Source organism: Ignavibacteriales bacterium (assembly GCA_026390815.1).
Lineage (GTDB): Bacteria > Bacteroidota > Ignavibacteria > Ignavibacteriales > SURF-24 > JAPLFH01.
The window spans coordinates 1-18,758 of the sequence record JAPLFH010000045.1 but is presented as its reverse complement, the minus strand read 5'-3'; the positions used below and the strand labels follow the sequence as shown (position 1 = coordinate 18,758).

The 18,758-nt window shown below is 32.3% G+C and carries 14 protein-coding genes; 10 read left to right on the top strand and 4 right to left on the bottom strand.

The genetic code is table 11. From position 1 onward, the window contains the following. Positions 1-27: 27 nt before the first annotated feature. Positions 28-759 carry a DUF2461 family protein gene (locus tag NTX22_13910; GenBank protein MCX6151618.1) on the bottom strand — a complete coding sequence of 244 codons (732 nt, stop codon included), beginning with the start codon at positions 757-759 and terminating at the stop codon, positions 28-30. Next, a complete protein-coding gene (locus NTX22_13905; GenBank protein ID MCX6151617.1) occupies positions 756-1,397 on the bottom strand; it encodes a hypothetical protein in 642 nt (213 codons plus the stop codon). The genes NTX22_13910 and NTX22_13905 overlap by 4 nt, the downstream gene beginning before the upstream one ends. Before the next feature lie 193 nt (positions 1,398-1,590). Between NTX22_13905 and NTX22_13900 the strand changes: the two genes are divergently transcribed. The 10 genes from NTX22_13900 to NTX22_13855 all read left to right on the top strand — a co-directional run bounded on the left by NTX22_13900 (position 1,591) and on the right by NTX22_13855 (position 13,686). Beyond that, on the top strand, positions 1,591-2,094 hold the full coding sequence (locus NTX22_13900; protein MCX6151616.1) for a class IV adenylate cyclase: 504 nt from the start codon (positions 1,591-1,593) through the stop codon (positions 2,092-2,094). After that, positions 2,091-5,297: a PD-(D/E)XK nuclease family protein gene (locus NTX22_13895; GenBank protein MCX6151615.1), complete on the top strand. Its 3,207-nt coding sequence runs from the start codon at positions 2,091-2,093 to the stop codon at positions 5,295-5,297. Before NTX22_13900 ends, NTX22_13895 begins: the two co-directional genes overlap by 4 nt. Before the next feature lie 181 nt (positions 5,298-5,478). Beyond that, a complete protein-coding gene (greA, locus tag NTX22_13890; GenBank protein MCX6151614.1) occupies positions 5,479-5,955 on the top strand; it encodes a transcription elongation factor GreA in 477 nt (158 codons plus the stop codon). 133 nt (positions 5,956-6,088) lie between these two features. Continuing rightward, a complete protein-coding gene (gene ribD / locus NTX22_13885; GenBank protein MCX6151613.1) occupies positions 6,089-7,177 on the top strand; it encodes a bifunctional diaminohydroxyphosphoribosylaminopyrimidine deaminase/5-amino-6-(5-phosphoribosylamino)uracil reductase RibD in 1,089 nt (362 codons plus the stop codon). A gap of 154 nt (positions 7,178-7,331) precedes the next feature. Beyond that, on the top strand, positions 7,332-7,967 hold the full coding sequence (locus tag NTX22_13880; GenBank protein MCX6151612.1) for a riboflavin synthase: 636 nt from the start codon (positions 7,332-7,334) through the stop codon (positions 7,965-7,967). Further along, positions 7,967-9,331 (top strand): tRNA lysidine(34) synthetase TilS, encoded by a 1,365-nt coding sequence (tilS, locus tag NTX22_13875; protein MCX6151611.1) that lies wholly within the window; start codon positions 7,967-7,969, stop codon positions 9,329-9,331. The genes NTX22_13880 and tilS overlap by 1 nt, the downstream gene beginning before the upstream one ends. Further along, positions 9,319-9,891, top strand: a complete 573-nt coding sequence (gene hpt, locus NTX22_13870) for a hypoxanthine phosphoribosyltransferase (protein MCX6151610.1) — start codon at positions 9,319-9,321, stop codon at positions 9,889-9,891. Before tilS ends, hpt begins: the two co-directional genes overlap by 13 nt. 31 nt (positions 9,892-9,922) lie before the next feature. Beyond that, positions 9,923-11,986 carry an ATP-dependent zinc metalloprotease FtsH gene (gene ftsH / locus NTX22_13865; GenBank protein ID MCX6151609.1) on the top strand — a complete coding sequence of 688 codons (2,064 nt, stop codon included), beginning with the start codon at positions 9,923-9,925 and terminating at the stop codon, positions 11,984-11,986. Then, the gene (locus NTX22_13860; GenBank protein ID MCX6151608.1) at positions 11,973-12,641 is read left to right on the top strand and encodes a dolichol kinase; all 669 of its coding nucleotides are present in this window, start codon (positions 11,973-11,975) and stop codon (positions 12,639-12,641) included. The genes ftsH and NTX22_13860 overlap by 14 nt, the downstream gene beginning before the upstream one ends. Next, positions 12,628-13,686, top strand: coding sequence for a DUF4837 family protein (locus tag NTX22_13855; GenBank protein MCX6151607.1), 1,059 nt, complete (start codon positions 12,628-12,630; stop codon positions 13,684-13,686). Before NTX22_13860 ends, NTX22_13855 begins: the two co-directional genes overlap by 14 nt. A 27-nt stretch (positions 13,687-13,713) precedes the next feature. Here NTX22_13855 and NTX22_13850 read toward each other — a convergent pair whose 3' ends face one another. Further along, a complete protein-coding gene (locus NTX22_13850) occupies positions 13,714-15,636 on the bottom strand; it encodes a DUF2723 domain-containing protein (GenBank protein ID MCX6151606.1) in 1,923 nt (640 codons plus the stop codon). Positions 15,637-15,720: 84 nt separating this feature from the next. Further along, entirely contained in the window at positions 15,721-18,528 is a 2,808-nt protein-coding gene (locus NTX22_13845) for a hypothetical protein (protein ID MCX6151605.1), read from the bottom strand. Positions 18,529-18,758 lie beyond the last annotated feature (230 nt).

Here is an 18,758-nt window from a genome sequence, read left to right as displayed (position 1 = left end):
AGTTTTATATTTATCCGTTTAAAAAAATTAGATTACATTTCCAAACTGTTCTTCAAATTCTTCTATTAGCTTAAGAGGTTGTGGTGAAATTGAGAAACAATAAATAGGGTATAGCATTGAAAAAGTTTTGATAGCCTCGATTATAAAACCCGGACTGAATATTTTCTTATCAGTTATTTTAAGGGATTTTTGAATAAGAATCATCTTCAAATCTTTGCATATTTCCAAATGTTTATCTCCATCAAATTTTTTTTCTAAAAGCTTAGATTCCTTATTAAGTTCATGAAGTTCAAATTTATTATTGAGGTTATATTTTACCAGCAGGGTTAAAAATTCCTCTGAATACTTTACCAGATTTCTTTTAAAATAAAAATTCTTGTCATCCTTGCCGTTGTTTATAAAAAGACCATAAGAAAATCCATCAGGATCGAAGTAAACATAAAATTCAGAATCCATTTTAAATTTTCCAAAGTGGATTAGAAAATAATTTCTATAAGGTTCACCTTTGGAAAACCTCATATCCTTATTTATGCGCATCAATGTTTCGTTAAATTTAGGTTCGGTTCTAATTGCGGGATTAAGCCGGTTAAAAAAATCTTGCATCTCAATAACAAAAGAACGAGCTGGTTGGACAAGCTCGCTCTGGTATCTATCACGGTTTTTAGTAAACCATTCTACATTATTATTTTTTGTCAGGTCATTTAGAAACTTGAAAACATTTTTATTAAATCCCCCAAATGCCGGATATTCATCTTTCAATACATAATTCCAAGATTTATTGTTAAATAAAATCCGCCCAGTTCATTTTGAAATCTGCCTTCAAGACTTTCAACACCTTTATCGAAAAATTTTACCTCGTAGTAACGTATGTTTATTCCAACTAAGCTTGATTTATCAATTCCAAAGTTAGCACCCAAGCCGATATAACCACTGATTGTATATTTAGCTTGAGCTTTAGAAAATGCATTGAAAAATTCTCTTTCGTATGGTGTTGTTGCAACCATAGCTGGTCCAATTCCAAAATTAATATATGGACGCAGGTTATCAGTAAGAACATTTTCGAACAACCTTTGCTGCAAACCGAAGCTTAAAGGAATGAGAAAAATTCTATTTTTCTTATTAGGTGTATATGTTCGCCCATAATAATCTACATAGTCAACTTCTCGGTTATCTTTTGCTTCTGAGAATGAAATATCTGAAAAGAAAGTTAGAGATTGACTCAAATTATATCGATAGAAGCCACCCAGTCCGAAACCTCCTTCACTGAACATAAAATCAACTCCGAGTGATCTATCCGGAAATACAATTGCTGGTTTTTCCGAGGCATATTCACCTAATTGCTGAGCGTTTGAAATAAGTAAAGGAATTAGTATAATTGCAATAAGTAAAGATTTCATAGTTGTTTCGTTTTTTGTTTTAAATATCACTCTCTATTTCGAAATTGTCAATACAAATTAAACAGTCATAAATTATTTATGTTTCCAAAGTTAAACAATCTGGTTTCTTGAGCATTCAAATAGAATTTGTAAATCTCCAAATCCCAGGAAAAGAAAAAATAATACAACTTGAAATAAAAAAGAGTAAAAAAGTATGCCCGTAAACCTTGAACTAAAATTGAAGCTTGATTCGAACAGAAAAACTAAGACAATTTTAAAAAGAATTAATGCGGATTTCCAGACAGTACTGAAGCAAAGGGATGTGTATTTCAAAATCAAAGATGGATTATTGAAACTTAGAATCCAGAATACAAACTGCGAATTAATAAAATACATCCGGGATGAAAGCGGAAATACAAGATGGTCTAATTATGAAATTATAAAAATTGATGGCAATAATGTGGAAAAATTCTTTAAATCTGTTTTTGAAATTGAAACCATCGTTGAAAAGAAAAGAGAATTATGGCTTTACCACAATACAAGGATCCATCTTGATACCGTGAAAAATCTTGGAACATTTCTAGAGCTTGAAACTTTAGTATTAAATGGAAAGAGTAATGCTGAAAAACGATTTAATGAAATTATCTCACTTCTTCAATTAGATTTAAAAAAACAAATCCTATTTTCTTACAGGGATTTAATGCTGAAAATACAATGATCTTTACCAAAGAAAAAGACGAATCAGTTGATATTGATTTCCTGATCAACCAAAAAATTCAATCCAAAAGATTGAACGAAATACTTTTAGTTGTGCCAACCAATCGTAAAATCCGTTACTTAAAAAAGGAACTGATTTCTTTGCTGCCGAATAAAACTACAAGTAAAATAAACCTGGAAACAATCGGTACAATTTCATCAAAACTTTTAAGTGAGAATTTTTTATTCAAACAATTAAGTGAAGCTGCTTCATCTGTTTTGCTTAAGCAAACCGTTTCGGAAATAGAACTGAAATATTTATCAGGATATAAAGCAGAAATTCCTGCCGGCACATTGCAAAGAATTAATAACGTGATTTCTGAATACAAAAGACAGGGAATATCGCCTGAAAAAATATTAGCAGATGCTGAAAATCTTTCTGGTTCCGAAAAGCTAAAAGCTGAAGACATTGCCGCCATTTATGAAAGGTATAAAAGTAAATGCGCCGCACTTAGCGCCTTTGAGGTCGGTGATGTTTATGAAAAATTGAACGAGTTAAACCAGGAAGATTTTCAAAAGTGTTTTAAGAATATTTATCCGCAAGTTGATTTGGTTGTTATAAATGGTTTTGATGAGTTTTCTAGTCCTGAAGTGGAAATTATTAATTCCATTTCGAAAGCAGAAAATACAAAGCTTTATCTCAACTTCGATTACTACGCATACAATCCGCTCATCTTTTCACATCTTGATAATTGTTATAATAAATTAATCACAAGGAATTTTAATATTATTGAGGATAAATCATATTCGGACGATGATGATTTTTTTAATGCTGCAAGAAAGAATCTTTTTCTTAAAAACAGCAATAAGAAAATTGAAAAATACAAAACAAATATTTTAACAATTTCAGCCTTGAGCAGGGAAAAGGAAATTGAACTGATAGCCAAGGAGATAAAAGAGCTTATACTTGAAAAGAAGGTTGAAGCGCATAAGATTTGTGTTTCATTCAATCTGATTGAAAAGTATTCTCCGATTATCAGGGATCGCTTTTCCTTGTATGAAATTCCTTACAACCTTACCGATAGGATTTCTCTTGCTAATTCTTATCCAGTAATTAGCATAATAAATTTTCTGGAAATTCTTGAGAATGATTTTTACTACAAGAATATTTTTCGTGCACTCAGTAGTGGTTTCATGAACTTTAATGGAATAAACCTGGCGGGATTGATGAAATCAGCTGCTGAGTTGAAGATTGTTGCAGGATACGATAACTGGCTGACTACCTTAAAAGATGCATTTGATGGGTTATATGAAAATAGCGATTCAGATTATGCTGAGATTGAAAAGAAAAAAGATTTTTACTCAAAAGCATTAGTTGATATTGAAACTCTTGCCGAAATACTTTCACCTTTTAACAGGAAGTTGACCCTAAAAGAATTTCTTTCAGAATTAAATGAACTTGTTAATAAACTTGAACTGCCGATAAAATTAATCCTTGATGTGAATGAAAAGGAAGAAGAACATATCCGCGCAGTAACAACATTGTTTGAAACGATTACAGAGATTTTTGAATTACTTGAACTTGAATTAAAAAACGATATAAAATTTCCGTTAAGTTTTTTCCTCAATCAATTACGTACTGCTGTATCATCCGCAAGGTTTAATGTAAAAGAAAAATCTAATTACGGTGTACAAGTTACTACGATAAACGAAATCAGGGGTTTAAAGTTTGATTATCTGTTTATTTCAGGATTATGTGACGGTGATTTTCCAACCCGTTTTAATCCAGAAATTTTTTCTTCGGATTCATTTGCAAAAAGCGAAAGCATTCATCAGACTGAAGAAAGATACCACTTCTACCAGGCGCTGTGCTCTTGGCAGAAGGGACTTTATCTAACATTCCCGATCCAGGAAAAAGGAAAGGAACTTGTACAATCGAACCTCCTTAAAGATTTTCTTTTACAGTTTGATGTATTGGAAAAATCAGAAAAGGATTATGATCACTCTGTTTTTTCAACAGATGAAATTCTTAAGTTGATTGGGCAAATTGGATTAGAAAAAGCGAAAGAGGAATTTGGAAGTTTAACAGATAAAATAAATTGGGAAGCAATAGATCAATCGTTGAAAATTGCTGATGAACGGAAAAAGGATCCGTTTGGAGAATCGATCTATAATGGATTTCTGATGCCAACAGACAAAACAATTTTTGAAAATGAGTTTATTCTTTCCGAAGAGGCACAGGCAAGGCTTAAGCAACTTGGAGAAAGGGAATATTCAATCACTCAGCTTGAACAATATGCCAAGTGCCCGTATCAATATTTCTTAAAAAGGATTCTTAACATAAATATTATCAAAGAACCAACTGAAGAAATTGAAGCTTTTGAGCTTGGGACATTGCTGCACACAATACTTTATCAATTTTACAAAGAAATAACTACAAAGAGAATAATAATTAAAAATTGTTCCGATGAGGTTTTCAATAAATGCATTCAACTAATTTTTAACATTGCTGACAAAGAAGTAGGGAATGCTTTTTTCAGTTCACCATTTTCATTTTACGAAAAGGAAAAAATATTTGGGATAGATGGCAAGAAGCAAAATTCAATTTTATATAAATTTCTTGAAGCTGAAAGGGAGAACATCTCAGAATTTTTATCAAAATATTTCGAGCTTGGATTCGGCAGATTGAAAGGCGAAGAGAATAAAAATGATTTAAGTCTGCAACGGCTTTCAATCGGTGGAATAAATGTGCGTGGTAAAATTGACCGGCTGGAAATAGATGAACAGGAAAAACGGTTTAGTATTGTCGATTATAAACTAAGCGGCGATAAGCCATCAGAAAAAGATTTGCTCACGGGACTTTCACTTCAACTTCCGCTTTATATATTTGCTGCGGCAGAAATGTTAAAAGCTCAGTTCGGGATCGATTATGAACCTGCGAACGCATTCATTTATTCTTTGAAGTTCAAGGCAGAACAATTTGGGAAATCTTCCATTAGTATTAAGAGAGGTAAATCATTTGAAGAATTGGATGAACAGAAACAAAATGAAGTTATTGAGTTCAACAAAGAATTAATAAAAATTTGCGAAGAGAGTGTTTACAAATATGTTGAAGGAATTAAAGCTGGCAAATTTAATCTTTCATTACTTCAAGATAGAGAACAGAAAGTTTGCAGATACTGCGATTTTCGTTCCATCTGCAGAATTCAGGAGGTTGAACAGTAAAATTCCGATAAAATTTACCATATTTTTAAAAAGCTCCTTTTTAATCAAAAGAATATGGTGGAAATAGAATATTTTAATCTTGTCTTATTGACAACCTAAATAAAATTTTGTAGTTTCGCTGTGCCACTGCTAAACACGGTGGCAATTTTTTTTAAACTTTCAGAAAATAATAGGATTATTTATGTCTTTAGCAAACTTTGTATATTTAACAAAAGAAAGATTGTTGGAATTAGAAAAAGAACTAACCGAGTTAAAATCCAATGGAAGGCATAATATGGCACAAAAAATTGCTGAAGCTCGCGCACACGGCGATCTTTCTGAAAATGCTGAGTATGATGCAGCAAAAGAAGAACAAGGATTGTTCGAATTAAGGATTTCAAAATTAGAGAATCTTCTTTCACGAGTTAGGTTGATTGAAAAATCAAACATCCCATCGGAAACAGCTACAATACTCTCTACTGTTTCTGTAAAGAATTTAAAAAACGATAATATTTTTGAATATACATTAGTATCTCCGGAAGAAGCAGACTTCCAAAGTGGAAAAATTTCTGTTACTTCTCCTGTAGGACAAGGCTTGGTTGGTAAAAAAGTAGGTGATCAAGTTAAAGTAAAAGCTCCGGCAGGTATGCTTGAATTTGAAATCCTTTCTATAAAATAGAAATTGGTTTGGAGTGCATTGAACAATGGACCTGAACGAGTAGAAGAATTGAAAGAATAATTTCTTTCTCAGGTTCTCTGTTTACTCTTACTACCATTTCGACTAAGATGAATTAAAAAAAATAATAAATATATTGAATGACGAATCCTACATAAAGTTAACCTTAGAGATTGCTAAAAAGGGAAGAGGGAAAGTTTCTCCAAATCCTCTGGTTGGAGCAATTCTGGTTAAGGATGAAAAAATTCTTGGCGCCGGATACCATAAATCTTTTGGAAGCAGCCACGCCGAAATAAACGCGATTAACAGTGCAAAGCAAAATGTTGAAGACGCAACTTTATATGTTAACCTTGAACCTTGTTCTCATTTTGGTAAAACACCTCCTTGCGTTGATGCAATAATTGAACATAAGATTAAAAGAGTGGTTATTGGTACTTTGGATATGAATCCAATTGTAAGCGGTAACGGAATAAAAAAGTTAAAGCAAGCCGGTGTTGAAGTAAAGGTAGGAATTTTAGAAAAAGAATGTATAGAATTAAATAAATTCTTCTTCAAGTTTATAACTAAGAAAATTCCTTATGTTACCTTAAAAACCGCCCAAACATTAGATGGTAAAATTGCTGATAAGAATTACGATTCAAAATGGATTACTTCTATTGCATCAAGGAAGTATGTTCATAATTTACGAAGTGAATACGATGCTGTTCTTGTTGGAACTACAACAGTAAAAATAGATAATCCAAGTTTAACGGTAAGGTATGTTGAAGGGAGGAATCCAAAACGGGTAATAATTGATTCACAACTAAAACTAAAACCAATCTACAAAATTTTCAACAACACTTCGGATGGAAACCTTATTGTTCTTACTTCAAAGAACAGTATAGCTAAAAAGAAAAAAGTTGAAAATCTAATTGAAGATGGTGTAAAAGTATTATTTGTTAAAGAAAATGGTGATGGAAGATTGAATCTAAGAAATGCTTTGGAAGAACTTGCTAAGGAAAATATATCATCATTACTTGTAGAAGGCGGGCAGAAAATTTATTCAACTTTTATAAAAGAAAATTTGTTTGACGATATAATGATGTTCATCGGTCCAAAATATTTAGGCGGAGGACTTTCTGTTGTTGAATGCCTTGGAGTCCCATCAATTAAAAGATCGATTAAGTTGAAGGTAATCTCAGTAGAAAAAGTTGGAGATGATGTTTTAATTGTCCTTAATAAGTAGAATAGTATCAAATGTGAAAAGACAAACGTCAAAGGTGAAATAATAATTGATTAAATAGTGGATCTAATTCACTTATACTTTATGAAAATTTAATTCTGAAGTAACACCGGGAATCTAACATCAATAAAACAAAAAAAAGGATTATACAAGAAATATGTTTACCGGATTAATTGAAGAAGTTGGAAAAGTAAAAAAAGTACAGCAACTTGGCGGCGGATTAAAAATATCCATCTCTTCAATTACAATTTTGAATGATTTAAACATTGGCGATAGTATTAATATTAATGGCGCCTGCCAAACTGTGGTTAACTTCAACAAAGAATCTTTTGATGTCGAGGCAGTTGAAGAAACACTTAAAAAAACCAACCTGGCAAAATTAAAATTAAATAATAATGTTAATCTCGAAAGATCACTTACATTGAATAAAAAATTAGGCGGGCATTTTGTACTTGGGCACGTAGATACTACTGGAAAAATCTTAACGATAAAAAAGCTTTCTACCAGTTACCTTGTATCGGTTTCCTGCCAGAAGGAATATTTACAGTACCTAATAAATGTTGGTTCCATTGCAGTAGAAGGTATTAGCTTAACTGTTGCAAATTATAATAAAAACTCATTTACCGTCTCGATTATACCACACACCTGGAAGCATACAAACCTTGCTGATAAAAAAATTGGTGAAGATGTGAATCTTGAGTTTGATGTTTTGGGAAAATATGTTGCCCGAATTTTAAGTAACGGTAAAAAAGAAAAATTAACTGTGGATTGGTTACAAGAACTTGGCTACTGATGAAATCAATTGAGCAAAAAGTTATTAAATTTATTGATCGCTACCACCTGCTTTCTTCTAATGAAAAAATTCTGATCGCATTAAGTGGAGGACCAGATTCAGTCTTTGCACTTCATTTCTTTCAAAAGTTTAAAAAACGATTTAAGATTACGCTTGGCGCAGCGCATATTAACCACGGCTTACGGGGAAAAAATTCTGATAAGGATGAGGAATTCTGCAAAGCAATTTGTGAAAAATTAGAGATCAATATTTATTCAACAAAAGTAAAAGTGAAAGAATATGCTGCTTCTAAAAAGGCTTCTATCGAAGAAGCTGCAAGAGAATTACGTTATAGTTCTCTAAAATCAATTGCTAAGAATTATAAATATGATAAAATTATTACAGCACATACCATAAACGACAATACAGAAACAATTCTGCTAAATTTAATAAAGGGTACCGGACTAAAAGGAATTTCCGGGATTCCGATTCAAAGAGGAAATATTATTCGTCCTTTTTTAATTTTAAGTAAGGAAGAAATTCTAGCTTACTTAAAATATGTCAATGCCGATTTCAGGCAAGATGAATCAAATAAGAACATTCAGTATGAAAGGAATTTTCTCCGGCATAAAATAATCCCACTTTTAAAAAAGAAAATAAATCCTTCACTCGAAAAAAATCTTTTCAACTCTTCACAGTTATTCAGAAATTCTCAAGTTATTGTTAGTAATTTTATAAAACCATTTATAAGTGAAGTTACATTTTTTTCTGAAGGCATTCTTTCAATTAATTTGAAAAAAATATCTCAATTAGATGAAGTAATTTTTGGCGAAATTTTGAAAGAGTCCATAACAAAGAATTTTAATAAGGAATTCTGTTATGATGATTTTACCAAAATTGAATCACTTGTAAATAATCGTGTTGGCAAAAATGTTTTTCTTGCCGGTAACCTTATAGCAGTACGGGAAAGGGAAAAAATAGTTGTTTACCTGAAACCAATTAAGTCTACCAATCATCCCATCAAAACAAAGCTTGGAGAGGAAACACAAGTTGAGAATAAGAAATTGAAAATCCATACCATAAAAAGAGACGAATTAAGCTTTGATAATGATAAACTCAGGGAAGTAATTTCCGCAGATAATCTTGGGGCAAAGTTTATTCTAAGAAGATGGAGTGCCGGTGATAAATTCATTCCGTTGGGAATGAAAAATTTTAAAAATGTAGCCAACTTTCTTACAGAACAAAAGGTTCCTGCATACAAAAAAAAGGAACAGCTTGTTTTGCTTAACAGGAACAATATAGTATGGGTTGTTGGTTTAAGAATAGATGATAGATATAAAATAATCAAAAATACAAAAAGGGTATGCGAACTATGGATGAATTAGAAAAACAAAATCCAAAGGAAATTTTTGTCGGCGATGAAAAATTTGTAGTTTTTCTTAGCGAAGATTTAATTCAAAAAAGAGTAAAAGAGTTATCTAAACAGATTTCTAAAGATTACAGGGATAAGTCACCTGTATTTATTGGAATCTTAAATGGATCATTTATTTTTATGTCTGATCTTGTAAAACATATTGATGTTGATTGCGAGGTTGATTTTCTTCGTTTATCCAGTTATGGCGATGCAAAAATTTCCTCTGGGAAAGTTAGAATGGTTAAAGATTTGAACTGTGATGTGAACGGAAGAGATGTAATTGTTGTTGAGGATATTGTAGATACTGGGCTTTCATTGCAATATATATCAAGGTTAATGGAAAACTATAAACCGGCCAGCGTTAAGATTGTATCCCTTTTAGTAAAACCAGCAAGTCTTAATTATGATGCAAAAATTGATTATATTGGATTTGAAATTCCAAGTAAGTTTGTTATTGGATATGGTTTAGATTATGCACAAAAGTATAGAAATTTACGCGCGATTTATATTTTAAGTGAAAATGGAGTTTGAGTAAATGTTTTTTAAAACAAAAAAGTTATATATGGCAGATAATTCAGGAAACAGATCTCCCTTAAAACGACCGAGAAAACCCGGTGATGGACCAAATCCAAATGGTGAATTTGATTGGTCTAAAATAATTAGAAGCGTTTTTAGTTGGGGTGCAGTTATTGTTTTAGCAGTAATAGTTTTACAGTTTCTTCGTTCCGGAAATTCCAGTACAACAGAAATAGATTACGATGTTTACCTGAATTTCCTTCAGGAAGATAAGATTGACGAAGCAAAAGTGGTTAAAACAGATCCACAAGACTATTCCTTTGAAGGTCAGCTAAAACAAGAAGAGTCAATTAGCGTTAATGAAAGATTGGTTCATTTAAAAAAATTCACTGTATTCATTCCAGCCGAATTGCTTAAAGATCAGGAAGCAATTTGGAAAAGTAAGAATATTAAATATTCATTCAGTAAAGAATCAAATGAGTGGTTGAATATTCTTCTTGGCTTTATTCCCTGGATTCTAATTATTGCGGTTTGGATTTTCATCATGCGAAGAATGCAGGGTGGAGCCGGTGGAACGAGAGGAATTTTTAATTTCGGAAAGAGTAAAGCTAAATTGATTTCCGAATCTGCAACAAAGGTTACGTTTAAGGATGTTGCTGGTGCCGATGAAGCAAAGTCTGAACTTGAAGAGATTATTGAATTTCTAAAAGAACCCACAAAATTTCAGAAACTTGGCGGAAAAATTCCAAGAGGAGTTTTATTATTAGGACCTCCGGGAACAGGCAAAACATTATTAGCGCGTGCAGTTGCTGGCGAAGCTGGTGTTCCTTTCTTTTCCATAAGCGGTGCCGATTTTGTTGAAATGTTTGTTGGAGTTGGCGCAAGCCGTGTTAGAGACTTATTCGACCAGGGTAAAAAGAATGCTCCCTGCATTATTTTTATTGATGAAATCGATGCAGTTGGTCGCCATCGTGGAGCAGGTTTGGGTGGCGGGCATGATGAACGCGAACAAACTCTAAATCAATTACTGGTTGAGATGGATGGATTTGAACAGAATAGCGGTGTAATTATAATTGCTGCAACAAACCGTCCAGATGTTTTGGATCCTGCCTTATTGCGCCCAGGAAGATTTGACAGACAAATTGTAGTTGACAGACCTGATGTAAAAGGAAGAGAAGGAATTTTAAAAGTTCATACAAGAAAAATTCCTCTTGATACTGATGTAGATCTTTTAATTCTGGCAAAAGGTACACCAGGATTGGCAGGTGCCGATATTGCCAATATGGTAAACGAAGCAGCACTTCTTGCAGCAAGAAAAAATAAAAAAACTGTTTCTATGGGTGATTTTGAAGAAGCCAAAGATAAAGTTATGATGGGAATGGAAAGAAAAAGTATGATTATTTCTGAGGAAGAAAAGAAAATTACTTCATATCATGAAATTGGACATGTTTTAGTTGCACGTAAACTTCCTGAAGCAGATCCTGTTCATAAAGTAACAATAATTCCTCGTGGGCGAGCACTTGGTGTAACTACTTATTTACCAGTGGATGAAAAACACACCTATTCCAAAGAATACTTAGAAACAATGATTACTTACGCTCTTGGTGGACGTGCAGCAGAAAAACTTGTATTCAACCGTTATACAACAGGTGCTGGAAATGATATTGAAAGAGCTTCTGCTTTAGCCCGTAAAATGGTTTGTGAATGGGGAATGAGTGATAAGCTTGGTCCGCTTTCCTATGGAACAAAAGAGGAGGAAATTTTCCTTGGTCGAGAAATTACGCGACATAAAGATTACAGCGAAAAAACTGCTCAGGATATTGATGATGAAATTAAAAAAATAGTTATTGAATGTATGGTGCGTGCACAAGACATTCTTGCGGAAAATATAGATACGTTGCACAGGTTATCCCTTGTTCTGTTGGAGAGGGAAATACTCGATTCAGAAGAAATTGATAAAATTATTCGCGGGGAAGAGCTTCCTCCACAAATTAAAAAAAATGGAAGTGGTGAACAAGCAAAAAAAGAAGAAGAAATTCCTGAACATGTTGTAAAACTAATTGAGAAGAAAAAGCAAAAAGAGTCTGTAGAGAAAGATGACTCAAATTGATAGAGGGACTATTCATTACCGGGATGAACTTTACCGAAAGTTAATTCATCTTACATCGCTTTCAATACCTACCATTTATTATTTTATTTCCAGGGAATTAGCATTAAAAATTCTAATTCCCTTAACTGTTTTTTTCATCGTTTCCGATTTAACCAGATATTTATCCCCATCATTTGGAAAATTGTTTTATTTCCTTTTTGGTTTTCTGCTTAGAGATCACGAACGAGATAATAAAAAAAGAAATTTAAACGGAGCAACTTATGTTTTAATTTCTGCTGTTGCCAGTATTCTTATTTTTCCCAAAATCTTTTTTGTTACAGCATTTGCAGTTCTTATTATCAGCGATTCATCCGCCGCATTGATAGGCAGAAGATGGGGAAAAAATAAATTTCTTTCCAAAAGTCTTGAAGGCACACTAACTTTTTTTGTAACCGGATGTTTGGTTGTACTTGTCTCTCCAAAAATCAACGGGAAATTGATTGAATATATGATTGGTTTCTTTGCTGTTGCAATTGGTGCAATTGCAGAAAATGTTTCTTACGGTTGGGCAGACGATAATCTTACAATCCCATTATCAGTCGGTTTTGTAATGTGGGGATTGTATTACTTATTTCTACCAAATTTATCCCTGGTACTAACTAATGTTCCACTTTAAAGCTAAAAATATATTTATCATTTGTGCAGTTTTGATTCTCGCACAGTTTTGTATTTCATGCAAATCGCAAAAGGAAGCTGTAGGACCTGAAGATAAAATTTATGTGATAGCAGATTCTTCAGTTTATAAAAAGTTAAAAGGTTCATTAGAATATGCATTTGAGAAAACAATATTTACGCCGCAGCCAGAAAAAACTTTTGAATTGATATTGAAAGATTTTAAACAATTAGATGAAGTGAAGAACTTCAAAAATATTCTTTTAATAGCTGAATTAAATACCAATCAAAAAACAGCAGACCTGATTTCCACAATTTTAAATGAAGAGGAAAAAGAGAAAGCAAGTAAAGGGAAGCAGATTTATTTCATCAAACAAAATTTATGGCTGCAAAACCAGTTAGTAATGATTTTAACACAGCCCAACCTGGATTCGCTTGAACAAAATATTTATCGGAATAGTGAGGGTTTGTTAAAACACTTTAACAAAGAATCCGGCAAGAGAATTTTTGCAGCACTGACAAGTTCAAATTATGAAAGAAATGACGTAGAAGAAAAATTATATAATGATTATAAATGGAAAATTTTCATCCCGAGGAATTTCGATTTAGCACTGAATATTCCATCTGAAAAATTTGTTTGGCTAAGAAGCAATGCCGGAGAAGATTTTGCAAAATGGATTTTTGTTCATTGGATCGATAATGCCTCACCTGAGTTAATTACTCCGGATTCAATAATTGGAATAAGGAATAAATTAACTGAGAAGTATTTCCGATCTACAAATAAAAAAGCCTTTGTTTTAATCAATAAAAATTTTAGAAGGACAAATGAGGTTAATTTCAACGGAAGTTATGCTCTTGCGTCTCAAGGGCTTTGGGAAATGAGTGATAAAAGCAAAGGTGGTCCGTTTATAAATTATACTATTTATGATGTTAAGACGAAAAGGATTTTTATGCTTGATGGTTCAATCTATGCTCCCAAATACAACAAGAAAGAATTAATTCAACAATTGGATGTTATTTTACAATCATTCCAAACCAATCTGAAATAATCAATCCTTGGTTCTAAGGAAAAATCTTTATTTGAATACATTTTGTAATTCTTCCGGAATTATGTAATTAGGAAAATCTTTTTTAACTTTATTTATATACACACGTGCCTTATCAATTTTGTCAAATTTCATTTCATACATTGCCCTTCTTACCAGCATCGAACCAACAGTATTTTCTATAAAATTGTAGTAATAATTTTTTTGTTCAGGGATTCGAATTTTAAAATTTGGTTCTTTTGATGGCACATACTCAGTGGTTCTCACAACTTTAAATAGAAACAAATCGGGTACTAAAAAGTAACCTTGTGGCAAAGCGAACTGTCCATTTTGCATTTCATTATCAAAAAGTTCGGGACCTATATAAAAAGGATGGACGTTAATATTTTCTGAAATAAGTTTAGCCATTACTCTTTGGTACGCATTCTCAAGCAAATTTGGGTCATAATTTTCTTCACGCTCAAATGGTTTTACTGCTGATAAAAATTGATTGATCTCTGGTTGAATCCTTTCGGCAATTTGTGGAGAGTTTCTTTTCATCTGGTTAAAATACCAGGAACGTCTGAGCAATTCCTTATCGATAATCGTAACATCTTTCCTAAAATTATCAACGTGTTGAAAATAGTAAGAAGCTGAAACAAAAAAATCCCATTGGTAGCTAAAGATAATACTGTTTTTTTCAGTGCTGTTTATTAAGGATTTAGAATAGTCTTCAATTATATAAATATTATTCTGATTTACTTTGGGAAAATTGATATAGAACTGAAGTAAAATACAAACTAAGATTCCAGAAACTGGAATTAGTATTGATTCTTTTTTTAAAGTTAGAATATCAATCAATTTATAAATTCCAAATACGGCAAAGAAAGAAAATGAAATGTATGCGAGCAGAAAGTATGAGTCGATATCATTAATATCATAATTGATTGAATAAAGAACTGTTGAAATAAAAGTGATTATTACAAACACGAAAAACTTTTTTGCTTTAATAAATGAAGTGAAAATACCGATGATACAAAAAACCAAACTGATAGTTGCAAACTCCAATGGTAGATTGCTAATGAAATAAGTAAATTGTTTCTTAGCTGCATCAATTGAAGTGAAAAGCCAAACCTGGTACTGCTTTCCAGAGATATGTCTTAAAATTCGCTCCAGATCAAACGGATTTCCCCAATTGATTTCAGGATTTTGTGTTGCGCGAATGGGAAGGTAAGAGTAAAGCAAAATTAAAATTGGAAAAAATATGGCAAGCATTAACCCAATCTTTTTGTAAGCATTTTTGTTGAATTGATTTTTAAGAAAATACAAATAAGCTGTTGCCGGAAGAATAAGCATCGTTGTCATGTGATTGGAAAATCCTAAACCAAGCATTAATGCAAACAGCAGCCAGCTTTTCTTATCGTCATCTTTTTCAATAAAAGCACGCAATAAAAAGTAAATGATTAAGTTAATTAGTAAAATGTGCAATGAATAAACTTCAACTGAAGTGCTTTGAAACCAAAATGTTTTACTTAATCCTAAAACTATACTACCCAAAATAACTGATAATATTATCTTTGTCTCTAATTCTGGATCAACCGTTATTTGTTCAATCTCCTTTACGGATTTTGTTTTTTTGCTTTTTAGGATGATCTGCTTTTTAGAAAATAATTGCAAATTATCTAAAACTAATTTAGATGATGCCGCAAAAATACTAGTACCGATACTGCAATAAATTGCTGCCAGTAAGTTTGCTAAAAATATTTCAGAGAAGGGCAAAGGAAGATTCACAAATAAATACCCAAGAACTGTAAATAGCGGGTAACCGGTTGGATGTGCTATCCCAAGTTTTGCCTCAACTGCTGCTAATTCACCAGCGTCTATCTGGATAACTGTTGGTGCAAGTGTAATTAGATAAATAATAAAAATGCTTAATGTGGAAACTACCGTATAATATTTTTTTAGAAATATCACATCCGACCTATTATTTGTTATCGAACATTTTATGAGTTATTTATAAAATTATCATGAATCCAAATGATCGAAGTAGTAAAAAAATTAAATGGCAAATATCTTTTTAAAGAAATCATGATTTGCTTTTTTTATTCTTGTTAATTCAACTTCCAAATCCCTTGGTATTTTAAAATTCAGCACATTAGCTAATAGGTTTCGCTTTACATTATCTAAAGGAATTACTTTCGAATTTGTTTCAAATAAAATCTGTACCCAAATTTCGAGCTTTTTTAAAAAAGAATAATTTTCAATCAGCGCTTCAAAGCTATTAAAATTTTCCGAAAAATCTATCAGGATTTTGATTGCACTTTTTGTATTCTTGCCGATCAGTTTAGAGAATGATTCTGAATTTTTAAGTACCTGGTATTGAACTATAAATTCAATATCAGCTAAGCCACCCCGGCTCCGCTTGATGTTAAAGAAATTTCCGAATTGAGCCTGAGATGTGGAAAGCAATTGCTTTTCCATTTTGGAACGCATATCTAAAATATCCTTAATCAAACTACTATGCTCTAAAAATTTTACGCGCTTCTTCACTCCTTCAAGAAAATTATTGTAAAGCTCTATTGAACCATAAACAAATTTAATCCGGGTGAGCGACTGAAGTTCCCAGGTTTGAGCTCTATTTTCTAAATAGTCAAAATATTTGTCCACATCCCAAACTAACTGCGAACTTTTTCCTTCGGGTCTCAACCTGCTATCAACATCGAATGGTTTTAATTGTTCCTTCAGCTTTAACAAGAGATTTTGAAATTCTGTTTGAACATTTGGGTATTTAAGAATATTTTCAACTGCAAAAATTAAATCAACGTCTGAACCAAAAGTCATTTCATCAGTTCCAAAACTACCTAATGCGATAATGAAAAATCTATCTGGTAAAGAAAAGGATTTACAAATTGTTTTTATTTTTGCCAAAAGAAATTCTGAAAGAATTTTTGAAAGCCTTTCTACCTTAATAATTCCAAGACAAAATTGAACCGAAAGAATGAAGATCATTTGATTAGTTGAAAAGTTCTCGATAGTATCGAACCTTTCGTTAAAAGCACGTCTGTTCAGAATCAAATCACCAAGCGATTTATCAATTACCATTAATTCAACGGCTTTTTTATTCCGTTCACAAATTTTTAGAAATGAATAAAAGAAATTTGTATCCGTAAATTCGTTGTACCAGATTGATGGAAGCGGGCGGATTTTTATTATCCGTGCAAAATTTTCTACTACTGAATCTGGTGCTAAACTTTTACTTAGAAAAGCGAATAATGTAGTTTCAATTTTCTGAAACGAGTTTATAGCTTGTTTATCGAACTGCTTTTGTTCCAGTAAACCTTGCCCAGTTTGCAAATACTTAAAATTACCGATTGCTTTCTTTCTTTCTGTGAACTGGATACTATCCAGAGATGAGGGATTAATTTCTTCCTTACCAACTATCGAATCAAATATTTTTTTTATTTGCTTCCTTGTGCTCGCTACTCGCTTCTGGAAACTACCTATATCCTTAAAACGTAAATAACTGGAAAGTTTATTAAGAGTATCATCATCTTCCGGAACTAAATGCGTCTGCTTATCATTCATCAATTGAAGAAAGTGCTCAATTTTCCGATAGAAGTTGTAAGCAGAAATTAAACTTGCGGATTCATCTTCAGTTAAAAGATTTTTCTCTCGTAACTTTCCAATTGCAGTTAGTGAATTGCCGGTTCTTAATTCTTTTAGTTTTCCACCATTTAACAGCTGAAGAGCTTGAACTGAAAATTCAATATCGCGGATGCCGCCAGAAAAAAGTTTAACATTTTCTTTTTCACCAACCTTCTTTTCAATATCATTTTTTATTCTTGCAATCTGAGATAACGGCGAATTAGAAAATGAAGATGGATACACAAAATGTTGCACATAACTGTTGAAGGATTCGAATAATTTTTTGCTTCCACTAACTAAGCTTAATTTAATTAGCATCTGCCTTTCCCAATCCTCACCCCTGGTTTCATAATACTGGAGGTAATCCTTCAAGGTGCGGCAAAGTGGTGAGTTTCTGCCATCGGGACGAAGTCGAAAATCAACTCTGTACAAATATCCTTTGTCCGTAATGGCAGTTGAAGATTGTACAAACAAGTATGCGGCTTCACTTAAAATTTCAAAATATTCTTTTCTTGGATTTTGTTTTACGACCGAATTTTTATCAAAAAATAATAGCAGGTCGATATCAGAACTGTAGTTTAATTCGTCTCCACCTAATTTTCCTAATGCAGCAAGGCAATATCTTGACCCGGATATTTTCAAGTTGTACTTTGCCATTACTTCGTTGTGGCATAGTGAAAACAGTTTAGAGTTAATTCCTTTTGCCAGTATAGATAACAATTCAGTGGTTTCTTTTACATTAGTGTTGCCAAGAATGTCATTCAATCCTATTCTTAAAAGTTCTCTTCGTTTTAATGTTCTAAGGTAGTTAACCTTTGCATTAAATGTTTTGTATCGCGTTAATGTTTGCCCAATATCATTTTCAATGTACTTTTCAGTTATCCTTTGATTTAGAATTTCAGGATTTAATATCCAGGATAAGAATTCTGGATTTCGAACAATTACATCAGTTAAAAAATTACTGTTTACTGCTACTGCAATAACAATTTGTATATGGAAAGGATATTTTAAACAATCTGAAAGGAAAGAGATCTTATCATATAAAGAAAAAATAATTCTGTGCAGGTTCGCTTCTGTTGAAGCTGAGAAATAAAAAACTTTCAGTTCATGCTCAAATGCATTAATTAATTTTTCAAAATTTTCAGATGATAAATATCCGGTAGTAGCTTGCCTTAAATCCAGAATAAACTTATCAGAAAGTATGTTTATGTTTTTCTTCAATTATGATTGCGAGTTGTTCGGGACAAAAATAAGAATTCAATCTGCTAAATAAAAGAAAGAGTAAACTTAAAGTTTTAGTTCATTTTAGTTTTTTTATTGTCCCTTACTGGGATTGGCGGGCAAAAACCCTCGCCTTTAGGCGAAGACTTTAGTAAATTCGCTCAATGGAAAATTACAGAAAGTCATCACATACAGTATACGATATAAAATATCATCTAGTTTGGATAACC